Genomic DNA, 18,989 nt, shown 5'->3' on the forward strand with positions numbered 1-18,989 from the left:
CTCAGGCCAGGCAGCTCAGGCCAGGCCCAGCGCCGCCGCCTCCTCGCGCAGCTCGTCGCGCACGTCGGGGTGCGCGGCGTACGAGATGAGGTTGGCGGCCTGCTCCTTCTCGCTGCGTCCGGCCAGCCGGGCGAGCCCCTGCTCGGTCACCACCGCGCTGTGCTGGAACGAGGTGACCGGCTCGTCGATGAGCGGCACGATCGTGGAGACGTCGGCCCTGGGGTGCCAGCTGCGCAGGGCCATGAAGGCCTGACCGCCCGGTGAGTGGGTCGCGCCGACGGTGAAGTCGGTCTGTCCGCCGAAGCCGCTGTAGATCCGGGCCTTGATGCGCGAGGCGTTGGCCTGGTCGAAGAGGTCGACCTGCAGCGCGGTGTTGACCGAGGTCATCGCGGGCTGCCGGGCGATCAGCGCAGGGGCGTTGGTCACCTCGGTGCGCCGCAGCCGCACCCGGGGGTTGCGGTCGAGCCAGGCGTACAGCTCTTCGCTGCCGAAGACGAAGGAGGTGACGATCTCGACCTCGGGGTCGAGCACGCCGCGGCGCTCCAGCGCCAGCACGCCGTCGGAGAACATCTCCGTCCAGATCCGCAGGTCCCGGCGGTCGGTCAGCCGGGCCACCGTCGCGTCGGGCACCTCGCCGATCCCGGCCTGCAACGTCGAGCCGTCGCGCACCTCGTGCGCCACCCGGGCGCCGATCTCGGCCGCGTCCTCGCCGGGCTCCGCCGCCGCGTGCGAGGCGAGCGGCTCGTCCACCTCGACGCCGAGGTCGACGGCGTCGAGGTCGATCTCGGCGTCGCCGAAGGTCCACGGCATGCGCGGGTTCATCTGGGCGACCACCAGGGCACCCCGGGCCCGTGCCGCCTCGATGGCGGCCGGCAGCACGTTGACCTCCAGGCCCAGGGACACCTTCCCGTCACGCGGCAGCGTGGTGTGCACGACCACCACGTCGGGCGCGAGGGAGGAGGAGTAGAGCGTCGGCACCGTCGAGAGCCGGGCCGGCACGTAGACCAGCCGCGGGTGACGTCGTACGCCCGGACCCACGAAGCAGGTCTCTGGCATGACGCCGTCGTGGAGGTCGAGCCCGGGCTGCAGGTTGAGGCCGTGGAGCCGGACCCGTTCGAGGGCGCCGAGCACCGGGGCGAGGACGGTGTGCGGCGTGGCGAAGTTGCCGCTGCACACGACCCGGACCTCCTCGGAGCCCAGCGGCGCGACGTGACGGGTGAGCTCCTCCAGCGTGACGGTCAGCACGGGTCCACCTTGGCACGTCGGGCCGCTCGCCGCTGGCGCTTCGCGACGCGCGAGGTGTGGTCGAGCCCACGCGCCGGCACCGCGGTCCACCCGCGGTGGCGGCGTCGGGGGAGCGGCCCGGCGCTGGTAGGGTTCGAGGCGCTCACACATCCTTTAACGATCCGTCCTGTGAGGCGGAGAAGGAGGTCAGGCGTGCCGCTGCATGCCCCCAAGCCCGCGCTCCTCGTGCTCGAGGACGGACGCGTCTTCCACGGTGAGTCCTTCGGTGCCGAAGGTGAGACCTTCGGCGAAGCAGTCTTCTCGACCGGCATGACCGGCTACCAGGAGACCCTGACGGACCCGTCCTACCACCGCCAGGTCGTCGTCATGACGGCCCCGCACGTCGGCAACACCGGCATGAACGACGAGGACCCGGAGTCCTCGCGCATCTGGGTGGCCGGCTACGTCGTCCGCGACCCTGCCCGCGTGCCCTCCAACTGGCGCTCCCGGCGCACCCTCGACGACGAGCTGCGCGCGCAGGGCGTCGTCGGCATCTCCGGCGTCGACACCCGCGCCCTCACCCGCCACCTGCGTGAGCGTGGCGCGATGCGCGTCGGCATCTCCACCGTCGAGAGCGACCCCGAGGCGCTGCTGGCCAAGGTGACCGCGGCCGCCGAGATGACCGGCGCCAACCTCTCCGCGGCCGTCTCGACCTCCGAGGCGTACGTCGTCCCGGCCGTCGGCGACAAGAAGTTCACCGTCGCCGCCGTCGACCTGGGCCTCAAGGCCAACACCCGCGGATGATGGCCGAGCGCGGCATCGAGGTGCACGTGCTGCCGCCACCGCGACGATCGAGGAGGTGGAGGCGGTCGAGCCCGACGGCCTCTTCTTCTCCAACGGACCGGGTGACCGGCGGCGCCACACCGCGCAGGTCGAGCTGCTCAAGAGCGCCCTGGCCGACGGCATCCCCTACTTCGGGATCTGCTTCGGCAACCAGCTCTTCGGCCGCGCGCTCGGCTTCGGCACCTACAAGCTGAAGTACGGCCACCGCGGCATCAATCAGCCGGTGATGGACCGCACCACCGGCAAGGTCGAGGTCACCGCGCACAACCACGGATTCGCCGTCGACGCCCCGCTGGAGGGCTCCACCGAGACACCGTTCGGCACCGCGACCGTCTCCCACGTCTGCCTCAACGACGACGTGGTCGAGGGCCTCGAGCTGCGCGACGCGGAGGGCAACCTCACGTCGTTCTCCGTCCAGTACCACCCCGAGGCCGCGGCCGGGCCGCACGACGCCGCATACCTGTTCGACCGTTTCTGCCAGCTGATGGCCAGCAACAAGGAGGCCTGAGAAGTGCCGAAGCGTGAAGACATCAAGTCCGTCCTGGTGATCGGCTCCGGCCCGATCGTCATCGGCCAGGCCTGCGAGTTCGACTACTCCGGGACCCAGGCCTGCCGCATCCTCAAGGAGGAGGGCCTCCGCGTCATCCTCGTGAACTCCAACCCGGCCACGATCATGACCGACCCGGAGTTCGCCGACGCCACCTACGTCGAGCCGATCACCCCCGAGTTCGTCGAGAAGGTCATCGCGAAGGAGCGCCCCGACGCGATCCTGCCGACGCTGGGTGGCCAGACCGCGCTCAACACCGCGACCGCGCTCCACGACAACGGCGTCCTGGAGAAGTACGGCGTCGAGATGATCGGCGCCTCCTTCGAGGCGATCCACCGTGGCGAGAACCGCGAGCTGTTCAACGACATCGTCCGCAAGGTCGGCGGCGAGGTCTGCCGCTCCTTCGTGTGCCACTCGATGGACGAGGTCGAGAAGGCGACCGAGGAGCTCGGCTTCCCGGTCGTCATCCGCCCCTCCTTCACCATGGGCGGCCTCGGGTCGGGCATCGCGTTCAACGCCGAGGACCTGCACCGCATCGCCGGCGCCGGCCTCTCTGCCTCGCCCACCACCGAGGTCCTGATCGAGGAGTCGATCCTCGGGTGGAAGGAGTACGAGCTGGAGGTGATGCGCGACAAGAACGACAACGTCGTCATCATCTGCTCGATCGAGAACTTCGACCCGGTCGGCGTGCACACCGGCGACTCGATCACCGTCGCCCCGGCGATGACCCTCACCGACCGCGAGTACCAGCACCTGCGCAACCTGGCGATCGGCGTCATCCGCGAGGTCGGCGTCGACACCGGCGGCTGCAACATCCAGTACGCGGTCAACCCGGAGAACGGCCGCGTCATCGTCATCGAGATGAACCCGCGCGTCTCCCGGTCCTCGGCGCTCGCGTCGAAGGCCACCGGCTACCCGATCGCCAAGATCGCCGCCAAGGTCGCCATCGGCTACACGCTGGACGAGATCGAGAACGACATCACGTCGGGCCCGCAGGGCTCCACCGCCGCCTCGTTCGAGCCGACCCTCGACTACGTCGTGGTCAAGGTGCCCCGCTTCGCGTTCGAGAAGTTCCCGACCGCCGACTCCACCCTCACCACCCACATGAAGTCGGTCGGCGAGGCGATGGCGATCGGTCGCAACTTCTCCGAGGCGCTCAACAAGGCGCTGCGTTCGATGGAGTCGAAGGGGTCGCAGTTCACCTGGACCGGTGAGGTCGGCGACAAGAAGGAGATCCTCGCCGACGTCGCCCGTCCGCACGACGGCCGCATCCAGAAGCTGATGCTGGCCATCCGCGCCGGCGCCACGCCGGAGGAGATCTTCGACGCCACCAAGATCGACCCCTGGTACGTCGACCAGCTCTTCCTGGTCAACGAGGTCGCCGAGGCCGTCGCCGGCGCCGCCGACCTCGACGCCGCCACGCTCCGCCTGGCCAAGCGTCACGGCTTCTCGGACGTCCAGGTCGCCGGGCTGCGCGGCCTCACCGAGGCCGAGGTGCGCGCGGCGCGCCACGACCTGGGGATCCGCCCGGTCTACAAGACGGTCGACACCTGTGCGGCCGAGTTCGAGGCCCGTACGCCGTACTACTACTCCTCGTACGACGAGGAGACCGAGGTCGTGCCGCGCGAGCGCGAGGCCGTGATCATCCTGGGCTCCGGCCCGAACCGGATCGGCCAGGGCATCGAGTTCGACTACTCCTGCGTGCACGCCGCGCAGGAGCTGTCGAAGGCCGGCTACGAGACGATCATGGTCAACTGCAACCCCGAGACCGTCTCCACCGACTACGACACCTCCGACCGGCTCTACTTCGAGCCGCTCACGCTGGAGGACGTGCTGGAGATCGTCGAGGCCGAGCGCGCTGCCGGCCCGATCGCCGGCGTGGTCGCCACCCTCGGTGGCCAGACCCCGCTCGGCCTGGCCCAGGGTCTGCAGGACGCCGGTGTCCCGATCGTCGGCACCAGCCCCGAGGCCATCGACCTGGCCGAGGAGCGCGGCGCCTTCGGCCGCATCCTCGCCGAGGCCGGACTGACCTCGCCGAAGCACGGCACCGCGGTCTCCTTCGAGGACGCGCGCGCCATCGCCCACGAGATCGGCTACCCGGTGCTCGTGCGCCCGTCGTACGTCCTGGGTGGCCGCGGCATGCAGATCGTCTACTCCGACGACACGCTGGAGACCTACCTCGAGGCCGCGACCGAGCTGATCAGCGCCGAGCGCCCGGTCCTCATCGACCGGTTCATCGACGACGCGGTCGAGATCGACGTCGACGCCCTGTACGACGGCCACGAGCTCTTCCTGGGCGGCGTCATGGAGCACATCGAGGAGGCCGGCATCCACTCCGGTGACTCCTCCTGCGCGCTCCCGCCGATCACCCTGGGCCGCAGCGAGATCGAGCGGATCCGCACCGCCACCGAGGCGATCGCCTCCGGCGTGGGCGTCCGCGGCCTGATCAACATCCAGTTCGCCATCGGTGCCGACGTGCTCTACGTCATCGAGGCCAACCCGCGCGCCTCGCGCACGGTGCCCTTCGTCTCGAAGGCCACCGGTACGTCGCTGGCCAAGGCGGCCTCCCGGGTGATGCTCGGCGCCACGATCGCCGAGCTGCGCGCCGAGGGCCTGCTGCCGGCGACCGGTGACGGTGGCCTGCTGCCGGCCGACGCGCCGATCGCGGTCAAGGAGGCAGTGCTGCCGTTCAACCGCTTCCGCACCCACGAGGGTCAGTTCGTCGACACCGTGCTCGGCCCGGAGATGAAGTCGACCGGCGAGGTCATGGGCTTCGACGCCGACTTCGGCAAGGCCTTCGCGAAGGCCCAGGCCGGCTCGTTCGGCCCGCTGCCGGTCGGCGGCAAGGTCTTCATCTCGATCGCCAACCGCGACAAGCGCACGATGATCTTCCCGGCGCGCGTCCTGGCCGACTACGGCTTCGAGCTGCTCGCCACCGAGGGCACCGCCGAGGTGCTGCGGCGCAACGGCATCCCGTCGACCGTGGTGCGCAAGCACTCGTCCGGCACGGGGCCCAACGGCGAGCCGACCATCGTGGGGATGATCCAGGCCGGGGAGGTCGACCTGATCGTCAACACCCCGAACGGCTCGGCCTCGGGGGCGCGCTACGACGGCTACGACATCCGTGCCGCGGCCGTCCTGACGGGCACGCCGTGCATCACCACCGTGCAGGGTGCCGCTGCGGCGGTCCAGGGCATCGCCGCCCTGCGCTCCGGCGGGATCGGCGTACGTTCGCTGCAGGAGTGGGCAGCCCTCACCAGCGCCGCCACGGCTCGATGAGCTCCACCGGGAGTCTCGCGGGGCTGGGGCAGAAGGCGTACGACCAGCTCTTCAAGCAGGTCCTGACCCGCACCGACCCCGAGTGGATCCACCACCGGGCCTTCTCGGCAATCCGTGCCGCCCGCCCGCTCACCGAGCGGGTGGTCGGCGCGGGTGCTGCGCGCGTCGGCCAGCCGGTCGAGGCGATGGGGATCCGCTTCCCGCACGCGCTCGGCCTGGCGGCAGGCTTCGACAAGAACGCGGTCGGCATCGACGCGTTGGCCGGCCTCGGCTTCGGCCACGTGGAGATCGGCACCGTCACGGGGGAGCCGCAGCCCGGCAACCCCACGCCCCGGCTCTTCCGGCTGCCCGAGGACCGGGCGATCGTCAACCGGATGGGGTTCAACAACGACGGCGCCGAGGCAGTCGCCCGTCGGCTCGCCGCGCGCGCCGCCTCAGGCCGGGCCTCCGACGTGGTGCTCGGCGTCAACATCGGCAAGACGAAGGTCGTTCCGGAGTCCGAGGCGGTCGCCGACTACGAGAAGTCGACCGGCCTGCTCGCCCCGCACGCCGACTACCTGGTCGTCAACGTCTCCTCGCCCAACACCCCGGGCCTGCGTGACCTCCAGGCCGTGGAGAAGCTCGAGCCGCTGCTGCGCGCCGTACGTCGTCGTGCTGACGAGGTCACCGAGCCGCTCGGGCGCAGTCGCGTCCCGCTGCTGGTCAAGATCGCCCCCGACCTCAGTGACGAGGACGTCCTGGCGGTGGCCGACATGGCCATGGCCGTGGGGCTCGACGGGATCATCGCGACCAACACGACGATCAACCGCGAAGGGCTGCGCTCCGACGCCGCCAGGGTGGCCGAGATCGGTGCGGGCGGTCTGTCCGGGTGTCCGCTCACCGAGCGGTCGACGGCCGTCATGCGGCTGCTGCGCGACCGGGTCGGCCCCGACATGACCCTGGTCGGCGTCGGCGGCATCACCACCGTGGCCGACGCCCTCGACCGGATCGACGCCGGCGCCACCCTGCTCCAGGGCTACACCGCGTTCATCTACGAGGGTCCGCTGTGGCCCCGCCGGATCGTGAGCGGTCTGGCCCGCGGGTGACGACGACCACCAGCTCCGCCCCGGGCCCCCTGCGTGTCCGGGGCGAGGTGCTGGCCGTCCGTCGCGCGGGGGCGTTCCGCGTCCTCACCCTGTCGGCGCCCGGTGTCCCGGCGGCGTTCCGTCCGGGCACGTTCGTGGTCGTCTCGCCCGGTGACGACCGGTTGACGGCCCGTGCCTGGTGGATCCACCGGGTGGAGGCTGCCGGCGCCTTCGGGCCGACCATCGAGGTGGTCATCGACCCGGCCACGGCGTCGGGTGCCTGGTTCGCGGGCCTGCCCGTCGGCACCCGCCTGGGCCTCACCGGGCCGTTGGGCCGCCCCTTCACCCTGCCCGGCAGCCGGTCTCCGCGCTGCTGGTGGGGGAGGGCCACGCGGTCGCGCCTCTGCTGGCGCTCGCCGAGCGGCTCCGCTCCCGCGAGTGCCGGGTGACGCTGCTGGTGGGGGCGCCCGACGAGCAGCACCTGCTGGCCGTGCGCGAGGCCCGTCGCCTGGTGCGCCAGGTCGTGGTGGTGACCGAGGACGGCTCCGTCGGTCAGCGCGGCGTGGTCACCGACCACCTGCCCGGGCTGCTCAGGTCGTCGGAGGCCGCGGTGGTCTACACCGCCGGCCGCCCCGACGCGGTGCGCCTCGTGGCGCAGGCGGCCGACGACGCCGGCGTGCCCAGCCAGGTCGGCCTCGAGTCGCCGATGCCCTGCGGCACCGGCCTCTGCCACGGGTGCGTCGTCCCGGTGGTCGGTGACGACGCGGTGCCGCGCCAGGTACGTGCCTGCGTCGAGGGTCCCGTCCTGCCCGGCCACCGCGTCGACTGGGAGGCCTTGGCATGAGCGACGTCCTGGCCGGCCTCCGGCTCGCCCACCCGGTGATGGTGGCATCAGGCTGCGGCGGCACCGGTCGCGAGCTGGCGCCGTACGTCGACCTCGACGGCCTCGCCTTCGTCACCCGCACCCTGACCCGCGAGCCGCACCCCGGGTCGGCGATGCCGCGGGTGCTGGAGTCGCCGAGCGGGCTGCTGCACGCCGTCGGCCTGCACAACCCCGGCATCGAGGTCTTCCTCTCCGACGAGCTGCCGTGGCTGGTCCGGGCCGGCGCCAGGGTGCTGGTCTCCTTCTGCGCCACCTCGCTGGGGGAGTACGCCGAGCTCACCCGCCTGCTCGCCGGCGCGCCCGGGCTCGGTGGGGTGGAGGTCAACCTGGCCTCGCCCGACGCCGACGCCGTGGGTGCCTTCGACGCGCGCGAACCCTTCCACGCCGCCTCCGCCGTGGCGGCCGTACGCCGCGAGCTCCCCGCCGACCTGGCCCTGCTCGTGAAGGTGCGGCCCGACCCGGTCCGGGTCGTCGAGACGGCCCGGGCGGTGCGCGACGCAGGCGCCGGCGCCGTGGTCGTCGGGGGAGCCCTGGCGGCTGCGATGCCCGACGGGCGTCCGGCTGGCCTGAGCGGACCCGCGATCCGTCCCGTCACGCTGGCCGCGACCCGCGCCGTACGCCGCGCTGCCCCCGAGGTCCCGGTCGTCGCCTGCGGCGGCGTCACCGCGCCGGAGCACGTGCGCGCCTACCTGGACGCGGGTGCGGTGGCGGTCCAGGTCGGCACCGGCCTGCTGCACGACCCGACGTTGATCACCCGACTCGCCCACGACCTTGAGGAGACCCCGTGACCACACCTGACTCCACCCTCGCGCCCTTCGGCGCCCGGCTCCATCGCGCCATCGGCGAGCGGGGCCGGCTCTGCGTCGGCATCGACCCGCACGCCTCGCTGCTCAAGGCCTGGGGCCTCGACGACGACGTCGCCGGACTCGAGCGCTTCGCCCTGACCGTCGCCGAGGCGCTGGCGCCCGAGGTCTCGGTGCTCAAGCCGCAGAGCGCGTTCTACGAGCGGTTCGGCAGCCGCGGGGTCGCCGTGCTGGAGCGCGTGGTCGAGATCTCCCGCCAGGCCGGCGCGCTGGTCTGCATGGACGTGAAGCGCGGCGACATCGGGTCGACGACCCAGGCCTACGCCGACGCCTACCTCGACCCGCGCTCGCCGCTCTTCTCCGACGCCGTCACCGCCAGCCCGTTCCTCGGCTTCGGCTCGCTCACGCCGATGGTCGAGACCGCGCGTCGTCACGGCGCCGGTCTCTTCGTCCTCGCCCTGACCTCCAACCCCGAGGGCCACGAGGTGCAGCGCGCCCGGGCCGCCGACGGTCGTACGGTCGCCGCCACCGTCCTGGACTCGCTGCGCGAGCTGAACGCCGGCGCCACGCCCCTGGGCAGCTTCGGCCCGGTCGTCGGCGCCACCGTCTCCGACCCGGAGACCGAGCTCGACGTCAACGGCCCGATCCTGGTGCCCGGCTACGGTGCGCAGGGCGGCACCGTCGAGGACATGCGCCGCATCTTCGGGGCCGCGGCCCACGCGGTCCTGCCCAGCACCAGCCGCGGGGTCCTGGCCGCCGGCCCGGACCCGGCCGCCCTGGTCGCCGCCGCCCGTCGGGCCAACGAGGACGTGGCCGCTCTCGACGCCTGATCGGGCGTGGCCCACAATGGGGAGCTGACCGGGAAGTCGCGTGCGCCCCTGACTCGGGGGTGCGCACACGGCAACCAGGACGGGTGACTAGATTGACCCAGCCGCCCAGCGCGGACCCACCGACGAAATGACGAGGAACACCGACGTGGCACTGCCCCAGCTCACCCCGAACAGCGCCAGGCGGCGCTCGACAAGGCGGCGGCGTCCCGTCGGGAGCGTGCCGAGGTGAAGAACCGCCTCAAGAACTCGGGGGCCTCGATCATCGACGTGATCCACGAGGGCCAGGAGAACGAGGTCATCGGCAAGATGCGGGTCATCGACCTGCTGCAGTCGATGCCGGGCTGGGCAAGGTGCGTGCCACCGCGCTCATGGAGCGTCTCGCGATCGCCGAGAGCCGTCGGGTGCGTGGTCTGGGCGTCAAGCAGATCGCCGCGCTCGAGCGCGAGTTCTCCACCGGCGCGTGAACGGCGTGAGCGAAGCTCCGAAGCCGTCGCGACTCGTCGTGCTGGCCGGTCCGACCGCCGTCGGCAAGGGCACGGTCGCCGCGCAGATGCGCGCGGCCAACCCTGACGTCTGGATCTCCGTCAGCGCCACCACCCGGCCGCCGCGCCCCGGCGAGGTCGACGGCGTGCACTACCTCTTCGTCTCCGACGAGGAGTTCGACCGCATGGTCGAGCAGGCCGAGCTGCTGGAGTGGGCCGTGGTCCACAAGGCCGCCCGCTACGGCACGCCGCGCCGCCCCGTCGAGGAGGCGCTGGCCGCCGGGCGGCCCGCGATGCTTGAGATCGACCTGCAGGGCGCCCGCCAGGTGCGTCGCACCATGCCCGAGGCGCTCTTCGTCTTCCTGGCGCCCCCGTCGTTCGAGGAGCTGGAGCGCCGACTCGTCGGCCGCGGCACCGAGACCGAGGAGGAGCGCACCCGTCGGCTGGAGACGGCGCGCGAGGAGCTGGCCGCCGAGAGCGAGTTCGACGTCACCATCGTCAACCACGAAGTTCCCGCCGCCGTGGATGAATTGGTAACCTTGATCAGGTCCGGGTCCTGAGACCCGCCCGACGACGTGCACGACCGCCGTACGCCGCACCGCGTACGGCCCACTACGAACACCTGCGAGGCCACGCGTGTCTGCTCCCCTGATCGCCGCCGAGGGCGTCACCAACCCCTCGATCGACGACCTGCTCACCAAGACCGACAGCAAGTACAAGCTGGTCCTGTACAGCGCCAAGCGCGCCCGCCAGATCAATGCCTACTACTCGCAGCTCGGCGAGGGCCTGCTCGAGTACGTCGGCCCCCTCGTGGACACCCACGTCCAGGAGAAGCCCCTCAGCATCGCGCTGCGCGAGATCAACGACGACCTGCTGACCTGTGAGGACGTCGACCCGGCCGAGCTCGCTGCCGAGGCTGCGGCCCAGGCTGCCGCTCAGGCTGAGGCCGTCTCCGACTCCGAGTGACCTCCGCGTGACCTCACCGGTGTCCAGCACCGCGCCGGCCGCGTCCCCCTCCGGGACGCGGCCGCGTGTCGTCCTCGGGGTCAGTGGCGGCATTGCCGCCTACAAGGCCTGCGAGCTGCTCCGTCGCTTCACCGAGTCGGGTCACGACGTCACCGTCGTCCCGACCGCCTCGGCGCTGGAGTTCGTCGGCGCGCCCACGTGGGCGGCCCTGTCGGGCAAGCCCGTCGCCGCCGACGTCTGGAGCGGCGTCCACGAGGTGCCGCACGTGCGGATCGGCCAGCAGGCCGACCTGGTCGTGGTGGCCCCGGCGACCGCCGACGTGATGGCCAAGGCCGCCCACGGCCTGGCCGACGACCTGCTCACCAACACCCTGCTCACCGCGCGCTGCCCCGTGGTCTTCGCCCCGGCGATGCACACCGAGATGTGGGAGCACCCCGCCACCCGCGCCAACGTGGCCACGCTGCGTGAACGCGGCGCCGTCGTCATCGAGCCCGCGGAGGGGCGCCTGACCGGCAAGGACACCGGCAAGGGCCGCCTGCCCGAGCCCGGCGAGATCTTCGAGACTGCGCTCCAGGTGATGACCCGTGGCGCGGGCGCCCTGGACCTGGTTGGCCGCCACGTCGTGGTCTCGGCCGGCGGCACGCGCGAGTACCTCGACCCCGTGCGCTTCCTCGGCAACCGGTCCTCCGGCCTGCAGGGGTACGCCCTCGCCCGGTCCGCCGCCGCCCGGCGCGCACGTGACGCTGGTCGCCGCCAACGTGACGCTGCCCGACCCGGCCGGTGTCACCGTCGTACGCGTGGAGACGACCAGTGAGCTGCGTGAGGCCATGCTGGCGGCTGCCGGCGAGGCCGACGCCGTCGTGATGGCGGCCGCGCCGGCCGACTTCCGCCCCACCTCGACCAGCGAGGCCAAGATCAAGAAGGCGGCCGACGGCTCGGCGCCGGCGGTCCACCTCGAGCAGAACCCCGACATCCTGGCCGAGCTCTCTCGCGAGCGTCGCCGCGCGAAGCAGGTCGTGGTCGGCTTCGCCGCCGAGACCGGTGACGAGACCGGCAGCGTCCTGGAGCTCGGCCGCGCCAAGCTGGCCCGCAAGGGTTGCGACCTGCTGGTGGTCAACGACGTCAGCGGGGGAGCGGTCTTCGGGGCCGCGGACAACGCGGTCGTGATCCTGTCGACCGACGGCGAGGCCACCGAGGTGGCGCGGGCGTCCAAGTCGGACGTCTCGCACGCGATCTGGGACCAGGTGGCCCGTCGATTCGTGATGTGAGACGCCTTTCTTGCATGCTGACACCCCTTTAGGCTTGAACATCCACCTATCACCTGGGGAGAGTCAGCTGTGGCAGGACGCCTTTTCACCTCCGAGTCCGTGACCGAGGGTCACCCGGACAAGATCGCTGACCAGATCAGCGACACCATCCTCGACTACCTGCTCGAGCACGACCCGCGCAGCCGCGTCGCGGTCGAGACCCTCCTGACCACCGGTCTGGTGGTCGTCGCGGGCGAGGTGACCACGGAGGCCTACGCCCCCGTCGCGCAGCTCGTGCGCGACAAGATCCTCGAGATCGGCTACGACTCCTCCGAAAAGGGCTTCGACGGCAGCTCCTGCGGCGTCAGCGTCGCCATCGGTGCGCAGTCGCCCGACATCGCGCAGGGCGTCGACGACGCCTACGAGGAGCGTGTCGAGACCTCCGACGACGAGCTCGACAAGCAGGGTGCCGGCGACCAGGGCCTGATGTTCGGCTACGCCTGCGACGACACCCCCGAGCTCATGCCGCTGCCGATCACGATCGCCCAGCGTCTCTCGCAGCGTCTCTCCGAGGTGCGCAAGGACGGCACCATGCCGAACCTGCGTCCCGACGGCAAGACCCAAGTCACCATCGAGTACGACGCCGACAACCGTCCCGTCCGCGTCGACACGGTCGTCCTCTCCACGCAGCACTCCGAGGAGACCGACCTGGAGAAGCTCGAGGTCGAGATCAAGCAGCACGTGATCGACCCCGTGCTCGCCGGCTTCGACATCCCCGCCGAGGGCTACCGCCTGCTGGTCAACCCGACCGGTCGCTTCGTCGTGGGCGGTCCCATGGGTGACGCCGGCCTGACCGGCCGCAAGATCATCATCGACACCTACGGCGGCATGGCCCGTCACGGCGGAGGCGCCTTCTCCGGCAAGGACCCGTCGAAGGTCGACCGTTCGGCTGCGTACGCCATGCGCTGGGTCGCCAAGAACGTCGTCGCAGCGGGCCTCGCGCGTCGCTGCGAGGCCCAGGTCGCCTACGCGATCGGGAAGGCCGCTCCCGTCGGCGTCTTCATCGAGACCTTCGGCACCGGTGTCGTCGCGGACGAGAAGATCCAGGAGGCCGTGCTCGAGGTCTTCGACCTGCGTCCGGCCGCGATCATCCGCGACCTCGACCTGCTGAAGCCCAAGTACGCCCAGACCGCGGCGTACGGGCACTTCGGTCGCGAGCTCCCGGGCTTCACTTGGGAGGTCACCGACCGCGCCGACGCACTGCGGGCGGCCGCCGGCATCTGACCCACGGGTCACCTTGCGCCGACGGTCGAGGTGTCGGCGCGGGCTGGTATCAATGCGCACATGAGTGAGACGCACGAGGCCGGGCAGCTGGACATGCTGCCCGGCCTCCGTGCGTCCGTGGCCGGTGGCCGCGCCCGCCGTGGCGAGGCCGAGATGCGCCGCCGCCACGAGGAGGAGCCGGCCGAGGTCGACCCGGTGGCCCGGGTGCTGGTCGACGTGCCGCTGGCCCACCTGGACCGGCCCTTCGACTACCTGGTGCCCCAGAGCATGGACGACGCCGTGCAGCCCGGGATCCGCGTCAAGGTGCGCTTCGCCGGGCAGGACGTCGACGGCTACGTCGTCGAGCGCGCCCCCGGCACCGACCACGACGGCCGCCTCACGCCGTTGCGGCGCGTGGTCAGCCCCGAGCGCGTCCTCACCCCGGAGGTGGAGCAGCTGACCGCCGCGGTGGCGGCCCGGTACGCCGGTGCCCGCGCCGACGTCCTGCGCCTTGCCGTCCCGCCCCGGCACGCGACCACCGAGAAGGCGGACCGCGAGCCGCGACCGGCTGGCCTCACCAGCACGCTGGCCCAGGCGCAGGCGGCGTGGAGCGGGCACCCGGCTGCCGACTCCTTCCTCGCGCGTCTGGAGGAGGGCGCCGCGCCGCGTGCGGTGTGGCAGGCCCTGCCCGGCGCCGACTGGACGGTGCTCGTGGCGCACGCCGTCGCCCGGACCCGCGCTGCCGGCAAGGGGGCGCTGGTCTGCGTGCCCGACCACCGTGACGTGACCCGGATGGCCGCGGCGCTCGACCAGGTCCTGGGGGAGGGGCAGCACGCGGTGCTGACCGCCGACCAGGGGCCGGCCAAGCGGTACGCCGCCTTTCTCGCGGCGCTGCGCGGGGACGTCCACGTCGTCATCGGCACCCGCTCGGCGACCTTCGCGCCGGTGCGGGACCTCGGCCTGGTGGTGATGTGGGACGACGGCGACGACCTGCACAGCGAGCCCCGCGCGCCCTACCCCCACGCCCGGGAGGTGCTGCTCACCCGCGCCGACCAGCAGGGGTGCGCGGTCCTGCTCGGCGGGGTGACGCGCACCGTGGAGGCGGAGTACCTGGTCCGGACCGGCTGGGCCCACCCGATCGCCCCGTCCCGGACGGTGCTGCGTGAGCGGGTCCGGGTCGACGTGGTGGCCAACGACGAGCGCAACCGGGGGGCGCGGGTGCCCGGCCCGGCGATGGGTCTGGTGCGTCGGGCGCTGGCCGAAGGGCCGGTGCTGGTCCAGACACCGCGGTCGGGCTACGTGCCGCACCTGGCCTGCGAGCGATGCCGTACACCCGCCCGGTGCGGTGCCTGCCGGGGACCACTGCGGCTGACCGACCCTGCCTCGCCGCCCTCGTGCGGCTGGTGCGGCGTCGTCGACCACCGGTGGCGCTGCGGCACCTGCGGCGCCCAGGGGCTGCGCGCCCCGGTCCTGGGGCGCGACCGGACGGCCGAGGAGATGGGGCGGATGTTCCCCGGCCACGCCGTCCGCAGCTCGGGCGGTGACCGGGTGATCGCCGCGGTGGGGGAGGATGCCGACGTCGTCGTCGCCACTCCGGGTGCCGAGCCCCCGGCAGCGCGTGGCTACGCGGCCGTCCTCCTGCTCGACACCTGGCTCGGGCTCGGTCGCCCCGACCTGCGCAGCGACGAGGAGGCCGTACGCCGCTGGTTCAACGCCGCCGCCCTCGTACGCCCCCAGGGGCGCGTCGTGGTGGTCGGCGACCCCGGGTCCCCGCTGCTCCAGTCACTCGTGCGGTGGGACCCGGCCGGCTTCGCCGAGCGGGAGCTGGAGGAGCGGCTCTCCGCCCACCTCCCGCCCGCCGTCCGGATGGCGACCGTGACCGGGGAGCCGGAGGCGGTCGAGGAGGCGCTGGCGCTGGTCACCCTTCCTGACGTCGTCGAGGTGCTGGGGCCGGTCCCGGTCGAGCGGCGCCAGGACCGGCCCGAGGCGGCTACCGAGGTCGAGGAGATTCGCATGGTGCTGCGGGTGCCGCGCAGCCAGGGCACGGCCCTGAGCGAGGCGCTCCTGGCGATGCAGCGGCTGCGCTCGGCCCGGCGGCTGGCAGCGGTGCGCGTGCAGGTGGATCCGCACACGCTGTGACGGGCCGTCTGGCCGGCCGACGTCGGTCCTGGCCGTGGCGGTCTCGGCCTCCCCGCACGGCTCCGTAGACTGAGCGGTTGCACCGACCTGACGAGGAGCCTCCCGCGTGGCAGTCCAGCCCATCCGCCTGTTCGGCGACCCGATCCTGCGCAAGCCCGCGCTCGAGGTCGTCACGTTCGACAAGGAACTGCGCACCCTCGTGCAGGACCTCACCGACACGATGCTCGAGGCGTCAGGTGCCGGTCTCGCGGCGCCCCAGGTCGGGGTCGGCCTGCGTGTCTTCACCTGGAACATCGACGGGGAGCTCGGCCACCTCGTCAACCCTGTGCTCGACCTCTCCGACGAGATCCAGGACGGCCCCGAGGGGTGCCTCTCGCTGCCGCACCTGACCTACGACTGCCAGCGCGCGCTGCGGGTGGTCGCCAAGGGCTTCTCCATGCACGGTGAGCCGGTGACCATCGAGGGCTCCGACCTGCTCGCCCGCTGCATCCAGCACGAGACCGACCACCTCAACGGCGTGCTCTTCATCGACCGCCTCGACGCCGAGGCGCGGCGCGCCGCCATGCGTGAGATCCGCGAGTCGGAGTGGTTCGGGCTGGAGAAGCCCGTCGTCAAGGTCTCGCCCCACGCCACCAACGGATTCGGATTCTGATGCGCATCGTCTTCGCCGGCACCCCCGAGGTCGCCGTCCCGTCCCTCAACGCCTTCATCGACTCCGACCACGAGGTCGTCGCCGTCGTGACGCGTCCCGACGCCCCCTCCGGCCGCGGCCGCAAGCTCGTGGCGAGCCCGGTGGCGCAGCGCGCCGAGGAGCTGGGCATCCCGGTGCTGAAGCCGGAGCACCCGCGCGACGAGGAGTTCCAGGCGCAGCTGCGCGAGCTGGCCCCGGACGCCTGCCCGGTGGTCGCCTACGGCGCGCTGCTGCCGCAGTCCGCCCTCGACATCCCCACCCACGGCTGGATCAACCTGCACTTCTCGCTGCTCCCCGCCTGGCGTGGCGCTGCCCCCGTGCAGCACTCCGTATGGGCCGGCGACGAGTTCACCGGTGCCACCACCTTCCGGATCGTCAAGGCGCTCGACGCCGGTCCGACCTTCGGCGTGATGACGGAGCGGATCCGGCCCGACGACACCTCCGGTGACCTGCTGGGCCGCCTGGCCGAGGCCGGCGCCCACCTGCTGGTGCAAACGATCTCCGGCATCGAGTCCGGCCAGATCGAGGCGCGCGAGCAGCCCGCGGACGGGATCTCGATCGCACCCAAGATCCTGGTCGAGCACGCCAAGATCGACTGGAGCGCCCCCGCAGTCGCCGTCGACCGCCAGATCCGGGCCTGCACCCCCGCGCCGGGCGCCTGGAGCACCCACGAGGGCGAGCGGATCAAGATCGGTCCGGTCACCCTGGCCGAGCGCGAGCCGCTCGAGCCCGGCGTCCTCGAGGTCACCAAGAACGCGGTGTTCATCGGCACCGGCACGGTGCCCGTGCAGCTCGGTGAGGTCAAGGCGTTCGGCAAGAAGCAGATGCAGGCGGCCGACTGGGCCCGCGGCGTGCGCCTTGAGTCGGGCGTCCGGTTCGGCGCCGAGGACTGACGTACGTCCTTGCGCGTGCGTACGCTCGCAGGCATGAGCCGTGCCGCACGCCCCGACGACGTGGACGCCATCTGTGCCGCGCTGCCCCAGACCGAGCTCGACACCACGTGGGGTGACGTCCCCACGTGGAAGGTGCCGCGCGGCGACAAGGGGCGGGGCTTCCTGCTCTACCGCCACCCCCACTCGTCGGCGATCAACCCCGAGACGGGCGACCTCTACGACGACCTGCTCGTCATCGTGACCGTAGGCCCGGCGGAGAAGGCCGAGCTGGTCGACGACCCGGACACCCCGTTCTTCACGATCGACCACTTCCGTCACACCAACGCCGTGCTCGTCCAGCAGTCCCGCCTCGGGGAGCTCACCGAGGACGAGCTGCGCGAGATCATCACCGACGCCTGGGCCGCCCGGGCCCCCAAGAGACTGGTCAAGGAGTTCTTCGCCCATGGGTGAGCCCACGCGACGCCGCCACGGCGCCCGCCGCCAGAGTCGTCCCGGCCCCGGCACCGCCCCGCCGTCGCGCCCCCGTGTGGACCCGTCCCGCCGGGCCGCGTGGGAGGTGCTGAAGGCGGTCCGCGTCGACGACGCCTACGCCAACCTGGTGCTGCCCCAGGTCCTGGAGAAGTACCGGCTGACCGGTCGCGACGCCGCCTTCACGACCGAGCTCGCCGCGGGCGCGATCCGCGGCCAGGGCACGTACGACGCGATCATCGACGTCTGCCTCACCAAGCCGAAGCTGGAGGGCAAGGTCCGCGACGTGCTGCGCCTCGGCGCCCACCAGCTGCTGGCGATGCGGGTGCCCGACCACGCCGCGATCGCGACCAGCGTCGAGCTGACCCGCGACCGCGTCGGCCAGGGGCCCACCGGACTCGTCAACGCGGTGCTCCGCAAGGTGGCCGCCCAGGACCTGGCTGCGTGGGTCGACCAGGTGGCGCCCGGCGCGCCCGGCTCCACCGCGCGCCTGGCCGTCGCCACCTCCCACCCGGCCTGGGTGGTCGACGCGCTCGCCGAGGCACTCGACGGCCACGGCCGTGACGTCTCCGAGCTTCCGGCGCTCCTCGAGGCCGACAACGCTGCCCCGCAGGTCACCCTCGTCGCCCGCCCCGGGCTGGTGGACGACGACGAGATGCGGGCCGCCGGCGCCGAGCCCACCGGCCGGTCGCCGTACGCCTGGACCTGGGGTGGCGGCGACCTGACCGCCGTCCCTGCGATCGTGCAGGGGCGCGCCGGCGTCCAGGACGAGGGCTCCCAGCGGGTGGCCCTGGCGCTGGCCGACGCGACGGTCGAGGGCCGTGACGAGCGCTGGCTCGACCTGTGCGCGGGCCCGGGTGGCAAGAGCGCCCTGCTCGCCGCCCTGGCCGCGCAGCGGGGGGGCAAGGTGCTGGCCAACGAGGCGCAGCACCACCGTGCCCAGCTCGTGTCGCGCGGCGTGCGCTCGGTGCAGGACGGGATGCTCGGGGTGGTCACCGGCGACGGCACCCGTCCCGCCTGGCGCCCCGACACCTTCGACCGGGCGCTCGTCGACGCCCCGTGCTCGGGCCTCGGCGCGCTGCGCCGACGCCCTGAGTCGCGCTGGCGACGCAGGCCCAGCGACGTCGACACCCTGGTGCGGCTGCAGCGAGCCCTCCTGGTCACCGCCCTGGACGCCGTACGTCCCGGCGGCGTCGTCGTCTACGCGACCTGCTCACCGGTGGTCGCGGAGACCGTCGGTGTGGTGTCGGCGGTGCTCCGGGCCCGCGACGACGCCCACCTGGAGACGTCGTGGCAGCTGTGGCCGCACCTGGACGGCTGCGACGCGATGTACGCCGCCACCCTGCGCCGCACCTGACGACCCGTGC

15 protein-coding genes and 3 pseudogenes are annotated in these 18,989 nt (G+C 72.6%); 17 read left to right on the forward strand and 1 reads right to left on the reverse strand.

Translation table 11 applies throughout. From position 1 onward, the window contains the following. Positions 1-15 precede the first annotated feature (15 nt). Positions 16-1,230 (reverse strand): acetyl-CoA hydrolase/transferase family protein, encoded by a 1,215-nt coding sequence (locus tag E2C04_RS07685; protein WP_229721534.1) that lies wholly within the window; start codon positions 1,228-1,230, stop codon positions 16-18. A 207-nt stretch (positions 1,231-1,437) separates the two neighbouring features. On the opposite strand from E2C04_RS07685, the pseudogene carA reads away from it, so the two are divergent. From carA to E2C04_RS07765, 17 genes and pseudogenes are all read left to right on the forward strand, one after another. Continuing rightward, a pseudogene (gene carA / locus E2C04_RS07690) lies at positions 1,438-2,575 on the forward strand (glutamine-hydrolyzing carbamoyl-phosphate synthase small subunit). 3 nt (positions 2,576-2,578) lie between these two features. Continuing rightward, positions 2,579-5,893, forward strand: coding sequence for a carbamoyl-phosphate synthase large subunit (gene carB / locus E2C04_RS07695; RefSeq protein ID WP_135832170.1), 3,315 nt, complete (start codon positions 2,579-2,581; stop codon positions 5,891-5,893). Continuing rightward, positions 5,857-6,978: a quinone-dependent dihydroorotate dehydrogenase gene (locus tag E2C04_RS07700; protein WP_229721507.1), complete on the forward strand. Its 1,122-nt coding sequence runs from the start codon at positions 5,857-5,859 to the stop codon at positions 6,976-6,978. Before carB ends, E2C04_RS07700 begins: the two co-directional genes overlap by 37 nt. After that, the gene (locus tag E2C04_RS07705) at positions 6,975-7,406 is read left to right on the forward strand and encodes a ferredoxin reductase domain-containing protein (protein ID WP_135832171.1); all 432 of its coding nucleotides are present in this window, start codon (positions 6,975-6,977) and stop codon (positions 7,404-7,406) included. Before E2C04_RS07700 ends, E2C04_RS07705 begins: the two co-directional genes overlap by 4 nt. Then, positions 7,334-7,801: an iron-sulfur cluster-binding protein gene (locus tag E2C04_RS07710; RefSeq protein ID WP_135832172.1), complete on the forward strand. Its 468-nt coding sequence runs from the start codon at positions 7,334-7,336 to the stop codon at positions 7,799-7,801. Before E2C04_RS07705 ends, E2C04_RS07710 begins: the two co-directional genes overlap by 73 nt. Next, entirely contained in the window at positions 7,798-8,628 is an 831-nt protein-coding gene (locus E2C04_RS07715) for a tRNA-dihydrouridine synthase (protein WP_135832173.1), read from the forward strand. Before E2C04_RS07710 ends, E2C04_RS07715 begins: the two co-directional genes overlap by 4 nt. Beyond that, the gene (gene pyrF, locus E2C04_RS07720) at positions 8,625-9,473 is read left to right on the forward strand and encodes an orotidine-5'-phosphate decarboxylase (protein ID WP_135832174.1); all 849 of its coding nucleotides are present in this window, start codon (positions 8,625-8,627) and stop codon (positions 9,471-9,473) included. Before E2C04_RS07715 ends, pyrF begins: the two co-directional genes overlap by 4 nt. 225 nt (positions 9,474-9,698) lie before the next feature. Then, positions 9,699-9,937 (forward strand): annotated as a pseudogene (gene mihF / locus E2C04_RS21345) (integration host factor, actinobacterial type). Positions 9,938-9,942: 5 nt separating this feature from the next. Further along, positions 9,943-10,515 carry a guanylate kinase gene (gene gmk, locus E2C04_RS07725; RefSeq protein ID WP_135832175.1) on the forward strand — a complete coding sequence of 191 codons (573 nt, stop codon included), beginning with the start codon at positions 9,943-9,945 and terminating at the stop codon, positions 10,513-10,515. A 76-nt stretch (positions 10,516-10,591) separates the two neighbouring features. Continuing rightward, entirely contained in the window at positions 10,592-10,921 is a 330-nt protein-coding gene (gene rpoZ, locus E2C04_RS07730; protein WP_135832176.1) for a DNA-directed RNA polymerase subunit omega, read from the forward strand. A 19-nt stretch (positions 10,922-10,940) separates the two neighbouring features. Next, positions 10,941-12,189 (forward strand): annotated as a pseudogene (coaBC, locus tag E2C04_RS07735) (bifunctional phosphopantothenoylcysteine decarboxylase/phosphopantothenate--cysteine ligase CoaBC). Between the two features lie 69 nt (positions 12,190-12,258). Then, positions 12,259-13,452: a methionine adenosyltransferase gene (metK, locus tag E2C04_RS07740; RefSeq protein ID WP_135832177.1), complete on the forward strand. Its 1,194-nt coding sequence runs from the start codon at positions 12,259-12,261 to the stop codon at positions 13,450-13,452. Positions 13,453-13,512: 60 nt separating this feature from the next. After that, complete coding sequence (locus tag E2C04_RS07745) at positions 13,513-15,570, forward strand: primosomal protein N' (RefSeq protein ID WP_135832178.1); 2,058 nt, start codon at positions 13,513-13,515, stop codon at positions 15,568-15,570. Between the two features lie 106 nt (positions 15,571-15,676). After that, a complete protein-coding gene (gene def, locus E2C04_RS07750) occupies positions 15,677-16,222 on the forward strand; it encodes a peptide deformylase (RefSeq protein ID WP_135832179.1) in 546 nt (181 codons plus the stop codon). Beyond that, positions 16,222-17,154 (forward strand): methionyl-tRNA formyltransferase, encoded by a 933-nt coding sequence (gene fmt / locus E2C04_RS07755; RefSeq protein WP_135832180.1) that lies wholly within the window; start codon positions 16,222-16,224, stop codon positions 17,152-17,154. The genes def and fmt overlap by 1 nt, the downstream gene beginning before the upstream one ends. Before the next feature lie 33 nt (positions 17,155-17,187). Then, positions 17,188-17,604, forward strand: coding sequence for an MmcQ/YjbR family DNA-binding protein (locus tag E2C04_RS07760; protein WP_135832181.1), 417 nt, complete (start codon positions 17,188-17,190; stop codon positions 17,602-17,604). Continuing rightward, positions 17,597-18,979: an RsmB/NOP family class I SAM-dependent RNA methyltransferase gene (locus tag E2C04_RS07765; protein WP_135832182.1), complete on the forward strand. Its 1,383-nt coding sequence runs from the start codon at positions 17,597-17,599 to the stop codon at positions 18,977-18,979. The genes E2C04_RS07760 and E2C04_RS07765 overlap by 8 nt, the downstream gene beginning before the upstream one ends. Positions 18,980-18,989: the final 10 nt, after the last annotated feature.

Origin of the sequence: Nocardioides daphniae (genome assembly GCF_004777465.1) — a bacterium.
Classification (GTDB): domain Bacteria; phylum Actinomycetota; class Actinomycetes; order Propionibacteriales; family Nocardioidaceae; genus Nocardioides; species Nocardioides daphniae.